At 61.9% G+C, this 18,414-nt stretch carries 14 protein-coding genes and 1 tRNA gene; 10 read left to right on the top strand and 5 right to left on the bottom strand.

All coding sequences use genetic code 11. The features are described 5' to 3' along the window. The first annotated feature begins 36 nt into the window (after nt 1-36). Both ABUH87_RS03335 and ABUH87_RS03330 read left to right on the top strand, forming a co-directional pair. Entirely contained in the window at nt 37-756 is a 720-nt protein-coding gene (locus tag ABUH87_RS03335; RefSeq protein WP_367769469.1) for an AAA family ATPase, read from the top strand. A 158-nt stretch (nt 757-914) separates the two neighbouring features. Further along, nucleotides 915-2,258, top strand: coding sequence for a tetratricopeptide repeat protein (locus ABUH87_RS03330; protein WP_367769466.1), 1,344 nt, complete (start codon nt 915-917; stop codon nt 2,256-2,258). An 89-nt stretch (nt 2,259-2,347) separates the two neighbouring features. Here ABUH87_RS03330 and ABUH87_RS03325 read toward each other — a convergent pair whose 3' ends face one another. After that, complete coding sequence (locus ABUH87_RS03325) at nt 2,348-3,583, bottom strand: dihydroorotase (protein ID WP_367769463.1); 1,236 nt, start codon at nt 3,581-3,583, stop codon at nt 2,348-2,350. Further along, nucleotides 3,580-4,560, bottom strand: a complete 981-nt coding sequence (locus tag ABUH87_RS03320; protein ID WP_367769461.1) for an aspartate carbamoyltransferase catalytic subunit — start codon at nt 4,558-4,560, stop codon at nt 3,580-3,582. Before ABUH87_RS03320 ends, ABUH87_RS03325 begins: the two co-directional genes overlap by 4 nt. Before the next feature lie 141 nt (nt 4,561-4,701). Between ABUH87_RS03320 and sppA the strand changes: the two genes are divergently transcribed. After that, nucleotides 4,702-6,615, top strand: a complete 1,914-nt coding sequence (gene sppA, locus ABUH87_RS03315; RefSeq protein ID WP_367769458.1) for a signal peptide peptidase SppA — start codon at nt 4,702-4,704, stop codon at nt 6,613-6,615. Nucleotides 6,616-6,636: 21 nt separating this feature from the next. On the opposite strand, the gene ABUH87_RS03310 is transcribed toward sppA, so the two are convergent. After that, nucleotides 6,637-6,822 (bottom strand): hypothetical protein, encoded by a 186-nt coding sequence (locus ABUH87_RS03310; RefSeq protein ID WP_367769452.1) that lies wholly within the window; start codon nt 6,820-6,822, stop codon nt 6,637-6,639. Nucleotides 6,823-6,985: 163 nt separating this feature from the next. Here ABUH87_RS03310 and ABUH87_RS03305 point away from each other — a divergent pair. The 6 genes from ABUH87_RS03305 to ABUH87_RS03280 all read left to right on the top strand — a co-directional run bounded on the left by ABUH87_RS03305 (nt 6,986) and on the right by ABUH87_RS03280 (nt 12,766). After that, nucleotides 6,986-7,070: transfer RNA gene (locus ABUH87_RS03305), tRNA-Leu, on the top strand. Nucleotides 7,071-7,130: 60 nt separating this feature from the next. Then, on the top strand, nt 7,131-8,729 hold the full coding sequence (gene tig, locus ABUH87_RS03300; RefSeq protein WP_367769449.1) for a trigger factor: 1,599 nt from the start codon (nt 7,131-7,133) through the stop codon (nt 8,727-8,729). A 122-nt stretch (nt 8,730-8,851) separates the two neighbouring features. After that, nucleotides 8,852-9,622 (top strand): EAL domain-containing protein, encoded by a 771-nt coding sequence (locus ABUH87_RS03295; RefSeq protein ID WP_367769446.1) that lies wholly within the window; start codon nt 8,852-8,854, stop codon nt 9,620-9,622. A 104-nt stretch (nt 9,623-9,726) separates the two neighbouring features. Then, a complete protein-coding gene (gene clpP / locus ABUH87_RS03290) occupies nt 9,727-10,401 on the top strand; it encodes an ATP-dependent Clp endopeptidase proteolytic subunit ClpP (RefSeq protein ID WP_367769443.1) in 675 nt (224 codons plus the stop codon). A gap of 111 nt (nt 10,402-10,512) precedes the next feature. Continuing rightward, nucleotides 10,513-11,775, top strand: a complete 1,263-nt coding sequence (clpX, locus tag ABUH87_RS03285) for an ATP-dependent Clp protease ATP-binding subunit ClpX (RefSeq protein ID WP_367769440.1) — start codon at nt 10,513-10,515, stop codon at nt 11,773-11,775. Nucleotides 11,776-11,908: 133 nt separating this feature from the next. After that, on the top strand, nt 11,909-12,766 hold the full coding sequence (locus ABUH87_RS03280) for a VOC family protein (RefSeq protein ID WP_367769433.1): 858 nt from the start codon (nt 11,909-11,911) through the stop codon (nt 12,764-12,766). Here ABUH87_RS03280 and ABUH87_RS03275 read toward each other — a convergent pair. Then, a complete protein-coding gene (locus tag ABUH87_RS03275) occupies nt 12,763-13,722 on the bottom strand; it encodes a cation diffusion facilitator family transporter (protein ID WP_419956655.1) in 960 nt (319 codons plus the stop codon). The genes ABUH87_RS03280 and ABUH87_RS03275 overlap by 4 nt on opposite strands. 360 nt (nt 13,723-14,082) lie before the next feature. On the opposite strand from ABUH87_RS03275, the gene ABUH87_RS03270 reads away from it, so the two are divergent. Continuing rightward, a complete protein-coding gene (locus ABUH87_RS03270) occupies nt 14,083-17,433 on the top strand; it encodes a TonB-dependent receptor (RefSeq protein WP_367769430.1) in 3,351 nt (1,116 codons plus the stop codon). 195 nt (nt 17,434-17,628) lie between these two features. Here the strand turns inward: ABUH87_RS03270 and mtgA are convergent, their stop codons facing one another. Next, the gene (gene mtgA / locus ABUH87_RS03265; RefSeq protein WP_367769427.1) at nt 17,629-18,297 is read right to left on the bottom strand and encodes a monofunctional biosynthetic peptidoglycan transglycosylase; all 669 of its coding nucleotides are present in this window, start codon (nt 18,295-18,297) and stop codon (nt 17,629-17,631) included. Between the last annotated feature and the right edge of the window lie 117 nt (nt 18,298-18,414).

Raw genomic sequence — 18,414 nt, 5'->3', positions numbered from 1 at the left:
AAACTCAAATGCGTCGTAGACGACAGGGGCGTTCACTTGCGGGTACTGGCACTGGCATCGCAGAAAGGCGGATCGGGCAAGACTACGCTCTCCGGCCATCTTGCCGTGCAGGCTCAGCGCGCGGGTGCTGGTCCCGTCGTTCTGCTCGATATCGACCCGCAGGCGTCGCTGACAGACTGGTGGAACGAACGTCAGGCGGAGATGCCTGCATTTGCACAGACCATCGTCTCGCGTCTGGCCGCGGATTTACAGGTGCTGCGGGAGCGAGGCTTCCGTCTGGCGGTCATCGATACGCCACCTGCGATAACCATGGCGATCCATAGCGTGATCTCTCTTTCTGAACTGATCGTCATTCCTACCCGGCCCAGTCCCCATGACCTGCGCGCAGTGGGCGCTACGGTGGATTTGTGTGAGCGAGCAGGTAAGCCGCTGATCTTTGTTGTTAATGCAGCGACACCCAGGGCCCGGATCACGGCGGAAGCCGCGGTCGCGCTTTCGCGGCACGGCACCGTTGCTCCCGTCACGCTGCACCAGAGGACTGACTTCGCTGCGTCTATGATCGACGGGCGCACGGTCATGGAAGCTGACCCGACAGGCCGCTCCTCCATCGAGGTGTCGGCTTTGTGGAGTTACATTTCCGACCGGCTGGAGAGAAACTTCCGCCGGACCATTTTTGCGCCTTCGGCTAGCCCCGCAGCAGCAGCAGGTGCCGGTCGCGCAGCGGGCGGCTTCGGTCGCCGCGTGGCTGGCTCCTGACATGGTTGAGCTTGGCCACATGCTCTCTCTCGCGTCGAGTGCCATGCCGGCCGGCGGCCCCACACCATTCACTCATGGCGCCCGGCCAGCACATGCGTTCGGCGCCCCATCATCGGTCATCGATGATCGAAGCAGATTGACCAGAAGGACCCCTTGGGATGCAAGCTAAGTTCAACAGGAGCGTGCGGGGACGCGCCGCCATGCGTACGGCTCTTGCCGTGGCAGTTGCTACCGGCTGCATGGCCGCGCCCGGTTTTGCTTACGCGAAAGCGCGTTCCAAAGCGGTGGAGGCGAACGAAGCGCAGGCCAGCAGCAAGCTGGAGGCCCAGGTTGCCGCTGCGGAACGCGAGGCATTGGCAGTGCCGCGAGAGGCCGACAGGCGCGTAAAACTTGCGCAGAGCTACCTTTCCGCAGGACGCTTCGTTTCAGCAAGCGCGTCCTTCGAAGATGCGGTGTCGCTGGGTGATACTTCCCCCGCGACCGCCCTCGGTATGGCGCTCTCGTACATCGGCAGTGGCCGAAACAACGAGGCCGTCGCGCTTCTGGAGCAGTGGCGCGAATCGATTCCGGTGAGTGATTTCGCCTTGGCCTTGGCACTCGCCGGTCAGCCTGGAAACGCGGTGACCCTGCTGGGCGATGTTGTCCGCAGTGGTGAGAATACCGCGACGACCCGGCAAAACCTTGCCTATGCCTATGCGCTTGGCGGGCAGCTCCGCGAGGCTCGGATCATCGCCTCGCAAGATGTACCCGCCGATCAACTGGACGCTCGGCTCAGCGAGTGGGCTCTTCAGGCCAGCGTGGGCTCGCAGCAATCACGGGTTGCGGCACTGCTCGGTGCGCCCTTGCGCAGCGATCCGGGACAGCCGGTCCAGCTTGCACTCTCCAGCGCAGGCCAGGTTCCGGCTCTGGCAGCGGCAGAAACCCCCGCAACGCGCGAGTTGCCTCCGATGTCGAACGCTTCGAGAGCCATCCCCTCTCAGGTGCCTGCCGAAGTGGAACTTGCCGCTGATGACCGTGTCGCCGCGGCGCCGAGCACGCTTGCTGTCGTAGAGCCAGACACCCATTTCGTTTCACAGCCGGTAGTGCAAAGCGCCGCGATCGCATCGGTCGCAAAGCGCCAGGTAGCGACGCCGGTGGCTCAAAAGTCTGCATCCGGAACCACTCAGCGCAACAGCCAAAAGGCGAGCGTCGTGAGCACTCCCGGCGATTACGCAGTCCAGCTTGGCTCGTTCTCCAGCGAGGAGGGTGCTCACCGTGCCTGGAACCTGTTCGTCCGCAAGGATCCAAGCCTGAAAGAACGCACGTTGCGCATCACCGAGGCGGTCGTGAATGGCCGCCGCTTCTGGCGCGTTGCCGCTGCCGGGTTCGAAGCAGGTGAAGCGCGTGCGAAGTGCCTGGCTGTGCGGGGGCAGGGCAGGGGCTGCTTTGCGTATGTAGACAGCCGCAAGCTTCCTGGCGCATCGCCCTTGAAAGCAGCTCAGGAGCGCTTGGCCACCCGTTAGTCCCCAGGGATCATCCAATCAACGAACTTCACCTCCCCATGTGAAGCACTCAGCGCCTCCGCCTCACGGCGGAGGCGCACCCTTTTGGATCAACCGACTTTCGCGCCACCCTTGAAAAGCGCGAGCACCCTGCCTTGCACGGGCTGGCGATCGAAGGGTGTATTTCCGGCACTCGCCGCCATCTTCTCCGAATCGACGATCCAAGGCCGTTCGGGATCAATGATCGCAATGTCGGCTTCCGCACCGGCCTTGAGCTGGCCCGCGTCTACGTTCAACAGTTTCGCAGGGTTGGCGGCGATCAGATCGAAGGCGCGACTCATCGAGATGACGCCGTCTCGAACCAGCGTCAGCGTAAGGGGAAGCAAGGTCTCGGCACCCGCCATGCCCGGTGCCGAATCGGCAAAGGGCAGGCGCTTGTCTTCCGGGCCGCGGGGATCGTGCCCCGAAGAAATCACGTCTATCGTGCCGTCCGCGATTGCGGCGATCACAGCCTTCCGATCCGCTTCTGAACGGAGTGGCGGCGAGAGGTGAGCGAACGTGCGGAACTCCGCAACGGCAAGGTCCGATAGCATGAAGTAGGCAGGCGTGACTCCGGCGGTAACGGAGCGTCCAAGCTCTTTCGCCTGGCGAACAAGCGAAAGCCCGGCCGCAGTCGTCACCGTGCGGAAGTGGATAGCGGCGCCAGCCATCTCGGCGATGGCGAGGTCGCGCGATATGGCGAGCACCTCAGCCTGGGCCGGAGCGGCCGGCAAGCCTAGCCGCGTCGCCATCTCGCCTGCGGTTGCAACCGCGGTGCCGACCAGCCCCGCGTCCTCCGCGTGGGTGCACACCTTCATGCCCAGCATCGCTGCGTACTGGCACAGTCGCAGCATGGTGCCGGAATCGGTTATCCAGCGCCGGCCCGTTGCAACGCCCCTTGCGCCCGCTTCGCGCATGAGGGCGATCTCGGCCAGCAACTGCCCCTCGAGTTCGCGCGTAGCGGCGGCCAGAGGATGAACCCACAGGTCGGGCTTACCGGACTGTGCCGCGAAGCGTACGCGGGCTGACACATCGAGAGGCGGGTTCTGGTCGGGCATCAGCGCCGCACGCGTGATCCCGCCGAAGTGAAACGCTGGCTTGTCGATCGCGAATACGCCGTAATCCACAAGGCCGGGGGCGATGAGGTGACCACCCGCGTCATGGACCCGGTCCCCTTCCTGTGGGCCGACTTCGGGCCCAACCGCAACGATGCGGTCGCCTTCGCAGCGCACGGAACCAGGGATGATCTCGCCGTCCGGCAGAACGAGGCGGCCGTTCCGCACGCAGAGCGGGGTAGCAATGCTCATGCCCAACCCTCCACACGGCGCGCTCGGCGCGTCAGGACATCCAGGCACGCCATGCGCAGGGCGACGCCCATTTCAACCTGAGTGGTGATCTGCGAACGACCGACAAGATCGGCGACGTTGCTGTCGATCTCGATACCCCGGTTCATCGGACCAGGGTGCATGACCAGTGCATCGGCCTGTGCCGTTGCAAGCCGCTCCAGTGTCAGTCCGTACAGGTGGCGATACTCTCGCGGCGAGGGGATGAATTGGCCCTGCATGCGCTCGAGCTGCAGGCGCAGCATCATCACCACATCGGCGCCTTTGAGCGCTGCGTCGAAATCATGGTAGACCGCAACATTCATCATTTCGATGGCTTCCGGCATCAGAGCCGGAGGCGCGCAGACCCGGACCTCAGCGCCCAGCGAAGTGAGGCACAGGATGTTTGAGCGCGCGACCCGGCTGTGCAGGATATCACCGCAGATAACCACGACCAGACCGTTGAAATTGCGCTTGGCATGGCGGATCGTCAGCGCGTCGAGCAAAGCCTGCGTCGGGTGCTCGTGCTGCCCGTCCCCGGCATTGAGGACCGGACAATCGACTTTGTCGGCAATCAACTGCACTGCGCCGGAACTGCTGTGCCGAATCACGATCGCATCGGCATGCATCGCGTTCAGCGTCATCGCAGTGTCGATCAGCGTCTCACCCTTCTTCACGCTGGAGGTTGCAACCGCCATGTTGACGACGTCCGCGCCGAGCCGCTTCCCCGCAATTTCGAAACTCAGCAGGGTGCGAGTCGAATTCTCGAAAAAGGCGTTGATGATGGTCAGCCCGGCGAGCAGGTTGCGGTGCTTCTGCGCTTGGCGGTTCATCTCTACCCACTGCTCCGCTTCATCGAGCAAGTAGAGGATCTCGTGCGGAGCGAGGCCGGCTATGCCGACGAGGCCACGGTGCGGGAAGGCCGCGGAGCCTGCCGGATAAGTGAATGCTGGCGATGTCATTGAAGACGATGCCATAGGCAAGCTGCGCGCGCTGCTCAAGCCCCAGTGCTTTTCTGTCCCCGAAACCGATACGAGATGGGGCGGCCGCGCCTTTCAAGGAGCGGCGCCTCCGGCTAATGAATGCTGGAAAGGCAGGTTTGAATGGAATTCGCCCGCAAGGTCTGGAAGTTGCTCGTCGGGGTCAAGGACGCTCTGGCGCTCCTGTTCCTGCTCACGTTCTTCGGTTTTCTGTACGCCGTGCTGTCGTTCCGCCCGGCACCCGGAGCGGTCGCGGAAGGTGCGCTGATCATGCGGATCGACGGTGCGATCGTCGAGGAGACGGCGCAGTTCGACACGGTGGATCTGTTGCTGGCGCAAACCAGCAGCGTTGCCTTGCCGCAGGAGGTGCGCGCAAGGGACGTCGAGCGGGCGCTTCGACTTGCTGCGCGCGACGACAAGATCAAGCTGGTCGCGATGGATCTGTCGCGGTTTACCGGTGCCGGTTTCGTTCATTTGCGCAGCGTCGGTGCGGCGATGGATTCTGTTCGGGCGGCTGGCAAGCCGGTGCTCACGTATGCAGACGCGTACGTCGATGACAGCACGCAACTTGCCGCCCATGCCAGTGAGGCGTGGGTGAACCCGATGGGCGGCGCGCTCGTGACCGGTCCAGGCGGGCACAACCTCTATTTCGCGACGCTGCTCGACAAGTTGAAGGTGAACACGCACGTCTTCCGCGTCGGCACTTACAAGACCTTTGTAGAGCCCTTTACCCGCACCGGCCCATCGCCTGAGTCGATCGAGGCTTCGGCGGAGCTTTATGCCGGACTCTGGCTTGCTTGGCAGGCCGACGTGCAGAAGGCGCGGCCCAAGGCCAACTACGCGGTCGTCGCGGCCAGTCCCGTCAATTGGCTCAGAGGCGCGGGTGGGGACTTTGCGAAGGCTTCACAGGCCGCGGGTCTGGTTGACCGCGTCGGTACGCCCACGGACTTTGCCGCACGCGTGGCTCAGCTCTCGGGTGCCAAAGGGGGCGACAAATCCTCTGGCGAACTGATCGGCACTCAACTGGCCACATACCTCGCTGCCAATCCTGAAAGCAGGCAGGGGGCGGCGATTGGCGTCATTACTGTCGCCGGCGACATTGTGGACGGAGAAGCAGGGCCGGGTACCGCCGGAGGCGATCGCATCGCCAAGGCTCTGGACGATGCGCTGGACAGCGATCTGAAGGCACTGGTGGTCCGTATCGATTCGCCCGGCGGCTCGGTACTTGCGTCGGAGCGGATAAGAAGATCGATCGCGCGCTATCGCGAAAAAGGCATTCCCGTCGTGGCTTCCATGGCCAACCTCGCGGCGAGTGGCGGTTATTGGGTTTCAACACCAGCGCAGCATGTCTTCGCCGATCCGGCAACGATTACCGGCTCGATCGGGGTCTTCGGCATCCTGCCGACGTTTGAGCGCGCGCTTGCCGAGATCGGGGTCAACTCGGCTGGCGTACGGACCACGCCGTTGTCCGGGCAGCCGGATCTTCTGGGCGGACTGACGCCCGAACTGGAGCAAATGGTACAGCTCGGCATCGAAGATGTTTACTCCAAGTTCCTAGCCATCGTCGGTGCTGCTCGTGAGATGACCCCGCAGCAGGTGGACGCCGTTGCGCAGGGGCGCGTCTGGACTGGCGCCCGTGCGCGGGAGCTTGGGCTGGTGGATGGCTTCGGCGACCTCGACGCAGCCCTTGCCTACGCGGCGCGTGAAGCCAAACTCGGCAACGGCGCGTGGCATGTAAAGCACATCGGGCGCAGCGATAACTCGCTGAATGCGCTGCTGGCGGAGATGAGCCGCCCCGCTCAACTTGGCGCGAGTTCCGGTAGGGGCGACATCGTAGCGCTCGCCGCCCAACGTCAGCGCGAACAGTTGGCCGGTGTCTTGGCGCGAGCAGAGACGCTTCTGTCGGGGCGCGGAATGCAGGCCATGTGCCTGGAATGCCCCGGGCTTCGGCCAGCAGCCGCATCTGCATCACACGGTTCGCAGGATACCGTGTGGGCGACGGTCCTGCTTCGGCTCCGGGCGCTGGTTGGCCGTTGAGTTGCGCTCCGAATCACCCGATCAGAGTGGAGGCGGTGCCTCCACCGGGCCGGGGTCGGGGTTATCGTAGTCGGGCGTTTCGGCGGGTAGTTCATCCGGTGCCTGAGGGGTGCCCGGCTGCCCGGGCTCAGAGGGGGCGCCCGGCCTTTCTGGTGGGCTGATGGGCTGATCTATGTCTGGCGGAGGGGCGCCGGGCTGCGTGGCCATCGGAGTTCCTTTCTCGGGCGTGGAGGGCTCAATTTAGAGGAACGTTCCGTCAACGTCAGGGTTGCAGAGTGCCGCAGCGCTTGCCCTTTGCGCCTTGGGATTATAAGGGCACGTCCCTTGAGTTTCAGGTCACGGCCATCAGGCCGGCGTTCAGGCTTCATTCGCGGGCGTGGCGGAATTGGTAGACGCGCTGGATTTAGGTTCCAGTATCGCAAGATGTGGGGGTTCGAGTCCCTTCGCCCGCACCAGTTTCCGCCGTCGGAGGGGGAAGCCGGACGACGAGTATCGCATAGGAAGGCTTCAAGGACATGCAGATCGTCGAAACCACCAATGAGGGGCTGAAGCGCGCCTACACGGTGACCATCCCTGCAAAGGACATCAGCGCCCGTGTCGAGGGCGAGGTTCAGCGCATGGCGCCGCAGGTCCGCATGCCGGGCTTTCGCCCTGGCAAAGTGCCCGCAAATCTCATCAAGAAGATGCATGGTCCCGCGCTGCATCAGGACGCGCTGCAGAATTCGATTCGCGACGCGATGGACAAGCTCGTCGCTGACCATGCGTTGCGCCCGGCGATGCAGCCTGATGTCTCGCTTGGCGAGGGCTACGAAGAGGGCAAGGACGCCGAACTGTCGGTGAGCCTGGAGGTGCTCCCCAAGATCGAGGCGCCTTCGCTGGACGGTCTGAAGCTTGAGAAGCTGAACGTGCCGGTCAGTGAAGATGCCGTTGATGAAGCGGTAAACCGCATCGCAAGCCAGCAGAAGAGCTACGAAGCCGCTGAGGGCCGTGCTGCGGAAGATGGCGACCAGGTCATCTGCGATTTCGTCGGCAAGCTCGATGGTGTTGAGTTCGAGGGCGGCAAGGCCGAACAGCAGGCGATCGTGATCGGCTCCGGCCGTTTGATTCCGGGCTTTGAGGAGCAGCTCATCGGCGCGAAGGCCGGTGAGGAGCGCACCATCACCGTGACGTTCCCGGCGGACTATCCGGCGGAAAACCTGAAGGGCAAGGACGCGACCTTCGACATCACCGTGCATGAAGTGAAGGTGCCCGGCGAAACCGTAGTGGACGACGAGTTTGCCAAGCAGCTCGGGCTCGAAGGCCTGGAGCAGCTGCGCAACCTGATGAAGGGGCAGCTGGAGCAGGAGACTGCGGGTCTTACTCGTACGCAGATGAAGCGCCAGCTACTTGATCAGCTTGCCGCTGGTCACGATTTCGACGTTCCGCCCACCATGGTCGAGGCAGAGTTCGAGCAGATCTGGCAGCAGCTTCAGCACGAAGCGGGCCACGAGGAAGACCCGGAAGCGGCGCGCGCGGAAATCGAGGCCGAGAAGGACGATTACCGCAAGATCGCCGAGCGCCGCGTGCGGCTTGGTTTGCTGCTTTCCGAAATCGGCCAGGCTAACGGCGTCGAGGTGACCGGCCAGGAGATGCAGATGCTTCTCCAGCAGGCAGCGCAGCAGTATCGTCCCGAAGACCGCCAGCGCTTCGTCGACTATGTTCGCAACGACCCTATGGCCGCCGCTCAGCTGCGTGCCCCGCTTTATGAGGACAAGGTCGTCGACTTCCTCATCGAGAAGGCCGAAGTCACCGAGCGTGAAGTGACCCGCGAAGAGTTGCAGGCTGCCATCGAAGCAGATGCCGACGGTAACTCCGACGGCTCCAAAGAGTCGAAGCCGAAGAAGGCCGCGGCTAAGAAGGCTGCCAAGAAGAGCGACGAGGAAGGCGAGACGACTTCTGACGACGAGCCGAAGAAGGCTCCTGCGAAGAAGGCAAAGGCTGCCGACGAAAGCGCCGAAGCCAAGCCTGCCAAGAAGGCGGCCGCAAAGAAGAAATCCGACGACGAGGATGCGGCTGACGCCAAGCCTGCGAAGAAGTCTTCTGCCAAGAAGGCCGCAGCGAAGACGGAAGATTGATGTACTAGGAACCAGCAGGCGAGCATCGTTGTGCAAACACGACGGTGCTCGCCTGAAGGTGAGAGGTATAGAGTATCATTTATGATATCTTAGGTGTGCGCTTCTAACAGGGCGGTATGAAGATGGAGCGCCTCTGTAGCGGTTGCCGGGATGGCGAGAGCTTCGAAGTCCCGTTCACGATGGCATTCCAGCCTATCGTCGATACTCTCACGGGCGAGCCATTCGCATACGAGGCGCTGGTGCGGGGAGTGGATGGTTCGGGTGCCGGTCAGGTCCTGGCCCAGGTCAACGAAGCGAACCGCTATGCCTTCGATCAGGCGTGCAGGGTCAAGGCTATTGAAGTCGCGATGCAGGCCGGCCTCATGAAAGGCGGCGCTCGCCTCTCCATCAACTTCCTTCCCAACGCAGTCTATTCACCGCTTGCCTGCATCCAGTTGACGCTGGCCACTGCGCAAAGCGTCGGAATGCCTCTGGATCGACTGATCTTCGAGTTCACCGAGAACGAGGAGATGGGCTCACCCGACCATGTCGCGGGAATTATCGAGACATACAAGCGGATCGGCTTCGCGGTCGCAATCGACGACTTCGGTGCCGGGCATTCAGGCCTCGATCTGTTTGCCCGCTTCGTGCCTGATGAGATCAAGCTCGATATGGCTCTGATTCGCGACATTGATCGCGACCGCCGGCGCCAGAGCATCGTGCGAGGGCTCGTCGGGATGTGCGCTGAGCTTGATACCCTCCTTATCGCGGAAGGCATCGAAACAGCGGAAGAAGCTGCGACACTGCGCGAGTTGGGCGTCCGTTATCAGCAAGGCTACTGGTACGCCAAGCCGGCGATCGAGATGCTGCCGGCAATGCGCGCGGAAGCGCAGGCTTCTTTCTTGCGCAACTGATATCGTCGCATTCATCGCAGCTGCAGGGCGGAAAAGTCCTCAGCACGCCTTGAACTCCGGCGGCGGGCACGCGACATAGGCCTGCCAGATTGAAGAGGACCTCCATGATCGACTTGTTCGGCGCAGCCGGCGCCCAGGGTAAGTTCACTACCGATCCTGTAACGGGCGCGCTCGTGCCGATGGTGGTCGAGCAGACCAGCCGTGGCGAGCGTAGCTTCGACATCTATTCGCGCCTGTTGCGCGAACGCATCGTGTTCATCACGGGGCCGATCGAGGATCACATGGCCTCGCTGATTGTGGCGCAGCTGCTGTTCCTGGAGAGCGAGAATCCTTCGAAGGATATCTCGATGTACATCAATTCGCCTGGTGGCGTGGTGACCGCCGGGATGGCGATCCACGACACCATGCAGTACATTCGTCCTCGCGTGTCGACCGTGTGCATCGGCCAGGCTGCCTCCATGGGCAGCTTCCTGCTCGCGGCGGGTGAGCCGGGAATGCGTATCGCGCTCCCCAACGCGCGTATCATGGTGCACCAGCCTTCCGGCGGAGCGCAGGGCATGGCGTCGGATATCGAGATCCAGGCGCGTGAGATCCTGCGTATGCGTCGTCGCCTCAACGATCTCTATGTGAAGTACACCGGCAAGTCGCTGGACGAGATCGAGAAGGCGATGGATCGCGATACATTCCTTGAGGCAGAGGAGGCGTTGGCCTTCGGTCTTGTCGACAAGGTGTTCGAGAGCCGGCCCGATGCGGAAAAGGCTGAAGAGGCAAAGGGTTGATCCCAGGATTGCCCTTCACCTCGCCGCAAGGATCGCGTGCTAGGATTGATATATGGGCCGACTGCAGAGTAGAGTCGGCGAGTCGTCCCGAACCGGGCAGCAAGAACGAGAATGACGAAATTGAGCGGATCTGACGCCAAGAGCACCCTTTACTGCAGCTTCTGCGGCAAGTCGCAGCACGAGGTGCGCAAGCTGATCGCCGGGCCGACGGTCTTCATCTGTGATGAATGTGTCGAGCTGTGCAACGACATCATCCGCGAGGAGACCAAAGCTGGCATCGCGGGCAAGAAGGACGGCGGTGTACCGTCGCCTCGGGAGATCTGCGAGACTCTCAACGATTATGTTATCGGTCAGGAGCGTGCCAAGCGCGTGCTCTCAGTCGCGGTGCACAACCATTACAAGCGGCTGAAGCACTCGGGCAAGTCGGGTGACGTGGAACTTTCCAAGTCGAACATCCTGCTTGTCGGGCCGACAGGTTGCGGCAAAACGCTGCTCGCGCAGACGCTGGCCAAGACATTCGACGTGCCGTTCACGATGGCCGACGCCACGACGCTGACCGAAGCCGGTTACGTCGGTGAGGACGTTGAGAATATCATCCTCAAGCTGCTCCAGGCTTCCGACTACAACGTCGAGAAGGCACAGCACGGCATCGTCTACATCGACGAGATCGATAAGATCAGCCGCAAGGCCGAGAACCCGTCGATCACGCGGGACGTTTCGGGCGAGGGTGTGCAGCAGGCGCTGCTCAAGCTGATGGAAGGGACCACTGCGTCGGTTCCCCCGCAGGGCGGTCGCAAGCATCCGCAGCAGGAATTCCTGCAAGTGGACACGACCAACATCCTGTTCATCTGCGGCGGTGCCTTTGCCGGCCTTGAGAAGATCATCGCTGACCGGTTGCAGAAGCGTTCGATCGGTTTCGGAGCCCACGTTGCTGACCCGGACAAGCGCCGCGTAGGTGAGCTTCTCCAGAAGGCGGAGCCTGAGGACCTTCTGAAGTTTGGTCTGATCCCTGAATTTGTCGGCCGTCTGCCGGTGATCGCGACGCTTGAGGACCTCGACGTTGTGGCTCTGGTGAAGATCCTGCGTGAGCCCAAGAACGCACTGGTCAAGCAGTACGCCAAGCTGTTCGAGCTTGAGGACGTGGAACTGACGTTCACGGACGAGGCTCTTGAGGCGATTGCGCAGAAGGGAATCGAGCGGAAGACCGGCGCTCGCGGTCTTCGTTCCATTGTCGAAGGCATGCTGCTGGACACGATGTTCGACCTCCCGACGGAGAGCAACATCGCAGAAGTGGTCGTCGACAAGGACGTGGTCGAGGGCCGCAAGGAGCCGATCCGCGTTCATAAGGGCGATAAGGCCGAAGCCGCCGCCTGATACTGCGTATTCCTCTCTGCTCGCGAAGCTGCGGGCAGAGAGGCACGCGCTGACGAGCCCCTTGGAAGACGGCGTTTCGGATCTTGCAAGTGGCAGGCTATGGCGGCACCCTGCGATGAACAGGGAGAGTGTCATGCCGGACAGCCGCATCCGCGTCTCGCGGATCATCCACACCATCCACGCGACGACTGATATCACCAAGTGCCGCCTGCTCTATCAGGATGCCTTGGGCGGCCTCGTGTTTGCGGAAAACTACTTCCCGGCGGAGGACCGGGACGCAGCTCTGCTATACGTGACCGATCACATGGTCGAACCGATGGCACCCCGCCATCCGGACGATCTGTCAAAGCCATTCGCCCGCATGACAGCCAGGATCGGGCAGGCGTTTCACTCATTCGAGCTTAAGGTCGCAGACGGGAAGGCCGCCAGCGCGGCGTTCCGGGAGGCTGGCTGTACCGTTGCCGGTGACTACGGAGTCTTCTTCTTCGTGAAGCCCGAGTCGACGGGGGGTGTGCTGCTAGAGGTATGCGAACTCCCGATGCCGAACGACCCTTACGATCGCGGCAACTGGAACCCCGCTGTCGTTGCGGGCCATGCCTGTACGGTCACGGGCCTGGATCATATCGCCTGCGTCACGCGTAACATGGAAGCGGTGCTGCATTTCTTCACCGAGGTGATCGACGGGCAATTGCTTGAGGATGCGCGGACCACGCTGCCGCAACCCGGCAGACGCGTCCTGCTGCGGGTCGGGGACACGCAGGTAGCATTCGTACAGCCGGATGACACAAGCACGGGACCGCTTGGCGCCTTTCTGGCGATTGAGCAAAACGGCATCTACGCGCTGGTGTGGAAAGTCGCGGATGAGCGCGCGGCGCGAGACCATTTCGACCGGAAACTTGAGCTTGGACTAACGCAGGAGGGCTGCGTCAGCCCGGGATTCGCCATCCGTCCGGGTGACTTTTTCGGCGCACGGCACGAGTTCGTTTCCTAGATCGCGCTGTCGCGTTGTAGCGCGCAGACTTGGTGCCCTCTTTCAATCTGCAAGGTCGGGTGGCCAATTCTGAACCTGTGCTCAAGTTCATGGGCGAGGTCATGCAGGAAGGCGTCATTAGCAGGCATTTCTGACATGGTGAGATGGGCGGTGAGTGCCGTTTCTGTTGTGCTCATCGGCCACACGTGCAGATCATGCACGTGCTCGACGTTCGGCAGAGCTTCCAGGAAGCGGCGCACCTCGCCCAGGTCGATGCCCTCGGGCACACCCAGCATCCCCATTCGGAGCGAGTCACGCATGAGTCCCCATCCAGACCATGCGATGACAACCGTGACCAGAAGCGACGTCACCGGATCGATCCAGGCGAGGCCGCTGAAAGCAATCAGCACTCCCGCCACAACCACCGCTGCCGAAACGGCTGCATCGGCCATGAGGTGGACGAAGGCCGCGCGCAGGTTCAGGTCGGCTTTACGGCCGCCTGCAAACAGAAGCGCAGACGCGGCGTTTACCAGTATGCCCGTGGCGGCGACCACGATCATCGCGGTACTTGCGACGGGAGCCGGATCGGCCAGCCGGCGGATCGTCTCCACCAGAATGGCTCCAATCGCGACCCACAGCAGTGCTGCGTTCGCAATGGCCGCGAGGATCGAGGAACTCTTCATCCCGTATGTGAAGCGATCGGACGGCGGTCGCTTCGCCAGCGCACTTGCTCCCCAGGCGAGCAGCAGCGACAGGACGTCCGAAAGGTTGTGACCGGCGTCCGCAATCAAAGCTATGGATCCGCTGATCAGTCCGGCGACCGTCTCCGCGACGACAAATGCCAGGTTCAGAGCAACAGCCACGCCAAACGCCATGTTCCCGCTGCCGCGCACCGGATGGTGGTGATGACCGTGATGGCTGTGATGACCCGAACCCATGCCGCTGTGTGCCACGCAGGCACACCCGACTTCAAGCATCGCAGCGAGCCTATGTTGCGAGTGCGAATGAAGTGCCTGGCGCCAGTGACATTTTTGCCGCGGTGCAGCGGAAAACAACAAGCACCCGATGCATTGTCACGTTTGCTCGGCTAAGGAGCGCCACACGAAATCGGCCAACCACTGGTGTGGGACTACGTGGTCGAGAGGTCGCTCGAACTCGCCGGGGTAAGGGCGGCGTTAAGTGTCACTATGTGGTCACAGAACATGGATTATACGCTCGCGACAATGCCGGAACGGTGGGGCTGAGGATGCTTTGGGGGCCACATCGGAGCTGATTGCTCTTCTACCAAATGACGTGCCGCCTATCGGTATCGGCGGGCATGACAGGGGACAATGTATATGCATTTAAGGGTTCTGCTCGCCGCCAGCGTTGCGGCGGTGTCGCTCACGGGCGCTCTCGCCACACCTGTGATGGCGCAGGAAACCACGTCCGCCATTTCGGGTACCGTCACGAGCGACGGAGCTCCAGTTGCTGGAGCAACCGTAGAGGCCGTGAACACCGCGACCGGAGCGCGCAGCACTGCAACCACCAGCGCGACCGGCGGCTTCTTTCTGAGCGGCCTGCGTCCTGGCGGTCCCTACACCGTGCGCGTCACTGCACCGGGTCTCCCGGAAGCTGAGGTTACTGACGTCTCGACGGTGGTTGCCCAGACCTACAACTTGCCGGTGGACCTCTCCGGCGCAAATGCGATCGTTGTGACCGCCAGCCGGATCCAAGGTGCGGGCTCCGTCTCGCGCGGCCCTGCCACAATCCTCGACGCCGAGCAGATCGCTAACATTGCGACGATCAATCGCGACGTGCGTGATCTCATGCGCCGCGATCCTTTTGCGCGCTTGGACGATACGCCTGGTGGCGGCCGCGCCGTCTCCTTTGCCGGTCAGAACGCGCGCTTCAACCGCTTCACGGTTGATGGCGTGCCGATCACCGATAACTTCGGCCTCAATCCCGATGGTCTGCCAAGCCGCCGGTCGCCGATCCCCCTCGACTCCATCGGTCAGTTCCAGACGCGCGTTGCACCGTACGACGTGCGAGACGGCAACTTCCAGGGCGGCATCGTCAACGTCATTCTGCGCTCTGGCACCAACTCGTTCCAAGGCACCGGGTTCTACGCGTACTCGTCGGATGAGTTGACAGGCGATCGCACCAAGGCTGGCCCTGGCGTGCCGACCGGTCGGGTTAGCCTCCCGAACTTCAAGATCGAGAACTACGGTGCTGAATTGTCCGGCCCGATCATCAAGGACAAGCTGTTCTTCATGATAGCCGGTGAGCGTATTCGCGCCGCTCGTCCGATCCCTGAAGGTTCGGCGCAGAACAATGCCGGTACCGCTATTCCAAACCTGAATCAGTCTGACATAGATCTGATTTCGTCGATCGCCCAGTCGCGGTATGGCTACGACACTGGTGGCATCGTCAACAGCAACGGCGACAAGGACGATCGTCTGGTTGGCAAGCTGGACTTCAATATCTCGGATACGCAGCGGCTGTCGGTCACCGGCACTTACGCCAAGGACGAGATCGTCAACATCAACAACACCAGTTCCAACACCAGTTCTCCGGCGCTCGGTCTCGCGTCGAACGCCTATATCCAAGGCAACGAGCTGTGGACCGCCGTGGCTCAGCTGAACTCCGACTGGTCGGATACGTTCTCAACTGAAATTCGCGGGTTCTATAAGGACTACAAGCGTATTCAGGATCCGCTGCTTGGCCGCGGTTTCGCTCAGATGAGCGTTTGTACTGCCCTTACTTCGGACCGCGACAATCCTGGAGCGGCCGGTGCAGGCGCATCGGTGAACTGCGCGCCCGGTGCTGCGCGCGTGTCGTTCGGACCCGACGTTTCCCGCCAGACGAATGCGCTCAACACCCAGACTTGGGGTGGATTGGTGCAGGCTCGCCTGACCATGAACGATCACGATCTGCGCGTGTTCACCGAGATTCAGCACGTGGATGTGTTCAATGCGTTCCTGAGCTCGTCGAACCCGGCGGCCGGTACAAGCGGCGCTTACTACTTCGATTCGATCGCGGACTTCCAGGCCGGTAACGCCCAGCGCTTCGGCTACATCAACGCTGTGCCTTCGCTGAACCCCGATGATGCTTCCGGTATCTTCAACTACATGAGCTACACGTTTGGTGTGCAGGACAACTGGCGCATCAACGATATGCTCTCGATCAGCTACGGTGCGCGCTACGACTTGTACGGAAGCGACAGCCGTCCGGCCCTTAACCCTGCTTTCCTCAGCCGCATCGGCTACCCGAACACCGCGTTCCTTTCGGGCCGTGGCGTGTTCCAGCCGCGCTTCGGGTTCGACTTCAAGCCGGTTCGCACCGTCAACATCCGGGGCGGCGTGGGCATCTTCGCTGGCGGTACGCCGGACGTTTATCTGTCGAACAGCTTTTCGAACACGGGTATTCTTTCGAACCTGATCGACATCACGCAGCAGAACGACGGCACATATGTGGGTGCACCTGCAAATGTGGCGCAGGCTGCGCTCACCGACGTAAATGGCGCTACGATCCCGACAGCGGTGAACAACCAGCTCGTGGGCGGTGTGTCGGTATCGGGCACCAATGCTACGGATCCGAACTTCAAGATCCCGTCGCAATGGCGTGCAACCTTGTCGGCAGACTGGACCCCGACGTTCGGCGAAAGCGAGATCGGTCGTGGCTGGACCTTCGGTGGCGATCTGTTCTATTCGGCCGTGCGCAACCAAGTCTATTTCACCGATGCCCGCTCGGTGCCAACGGCGCTTACCACGCCGGACGGTCGTGTTCGTTATCAGTCGCTCACCACGTTCAGCGACACGTTCAATGACATCATCCTGACGAACACCAAGAAGGGCCGCAGCTACGTTGCCGTTGCACGTGTCCGTAAGGACTTCGACTTTGGTCTGAATGTCGGGGCCAGCTACACCTACCAGGACATCAAGGATGCCACGCCGGCAACCTCGTCGACGGCAGGGTCGAACTATGCCAACGGTGCCTTTCTGGAGGCCAACGGTGCTGCCTACGGTACGTCGAACGATGAAGTTCGGCATAACTTCAAGTATGACTTCACGTTCGATCATGCTTTCTTCGGCGACTACAAGACGACTTTCGCCTTGTTCGGTGAGACGCGCATTGGTCGTCCGTACAGCTACACATTCCAGGATACGAGCAGCCGCCGCAGTCAGATCTTCGGCACGACTGGATCGACGAGCCGCTACCTGATCTACGTTCCGACAGGCATCAACGATCCACGCGTATCGTATGACTCAGCGGCCACCGCTTCGCAGTTGGACGCATTCTTTGAATCGTCGGGTCTTGCGAAGTATCGTGGCCAGATCGCACCGCGTAACGCATTCAACTCGCGGTGGTTCACGCGCATCGATCTGCACGTCGCGCAGGAGATCCCGGTACCGGGCTGGTCGCGCTCACGCATTCAGCTGTTCGCGGATATTGAGAACTTCACGAACCTGCTGAACAAGAACTGGGGTCAGATCCGCGAGTACCAGTTCCCGTACAATGCTGTTGCGGCGCGGGTCTCGTGCTTGACGGCGCCGACCCCTACCGGCACGCCCGGCACGGCCGCGGCGAACACGGCGCAGCCTTGCGCTCAGTATCGCTATTCGTTGCCGAACGCGACGCCGAGCGACACCATCTATGCCAACCAGTCGCTCTACGCGATTCGCATCGGTGCGCGGTTCAGCTTCTGATCAGAAGCGGTCAGAATGCATGACCTACGAGGGGGGAGGCGAAAGCCTCCTCCCTTTTTGCATGCGCCAGAGGGGCTACCCTTACGGGTTCTGTGGAGCACGGCACGTCCACCAGTTGCTGAGCTCAACCCGCTCTGAAACGGCGCCGCACGCCCTGTCGGAGGCCCTTTCAGATCCTGCCGACAGACCTGACATTTACTCGTAGACGCACGCGTCGTAGCCGTTTCTCTTAACCACACCCAGGCGAGCGGCGATCGTGTTGCCATAGCGACGAGTAAAACCGCTGGGATTCTTGACGCTCCGCTTCTTTGGGCTTGGCAAGGCGGCGGCCATGCGAGCGGCTTCGTTCGGAGACAGGCGCGCAGCCGATTTGCCGTAATACCGCTGCGCCCCCGCTTCCACACCGTACGTTCCGATGCCGGTCTCAGCGACGTTGAGGTAAACCTCTATGATGCGCCGCTTGTCCCAGAGAGTCTCGATCAGGAAGGTGAACCAGACTTCCAGACCCTTGCGAAGGTAGCGGCTCCAACCTTCCCCTTGCCATAGGAACACGTTTTTGGCCGTTTGCTGGCTGATGGTGGAGCCGCCGCGAATTCGTCCGCCCTGCGCATTGCGCGCCATTGCCTGTTCGATTGCCTCGGTATCGAAGCCCTCGTGCGTGCAGAATTTTCCGTCTTCCGCGGCAATCACGGCTGCGACCATGTTGCGGTCGATCCTGCTGAGTGGCGTCCAATCCTTCGTAATGCCGTTGGCGTCTGCCAGCATCGTCACCGTCACGGGTGGAGGCACGAAGCGGAAGAGCAGCGTGAGCCCCAGGCTTATGACCAGAAACCAGACGATAACCTTCGCAATGATCCGCAGCATGCGCCTTCCTAGCGTTACCCGAGCCAGAACAGCAATGCCCCTCCTTTGCGCCTTCCCGCCCTTCGGCAAGGCGGACCATTGTCTTATTTTGGCTTCGCAAACGCCGAAAAATGAGCC

Origin of the sequence: Novosphingobium rhizovicinum (assembly GCF_040813635.1) — a bacterium.
Lineage (GTDB): Bacteria > Pseudomonadota > Alphaproteobacteria > Sphingomonadales > Sphingomonadaceae > Novosphingobium > Novosphingobium rhizovicinum.
This window is presented reverse-complemented; position numbering and strand designations above follow the sequence as displayed.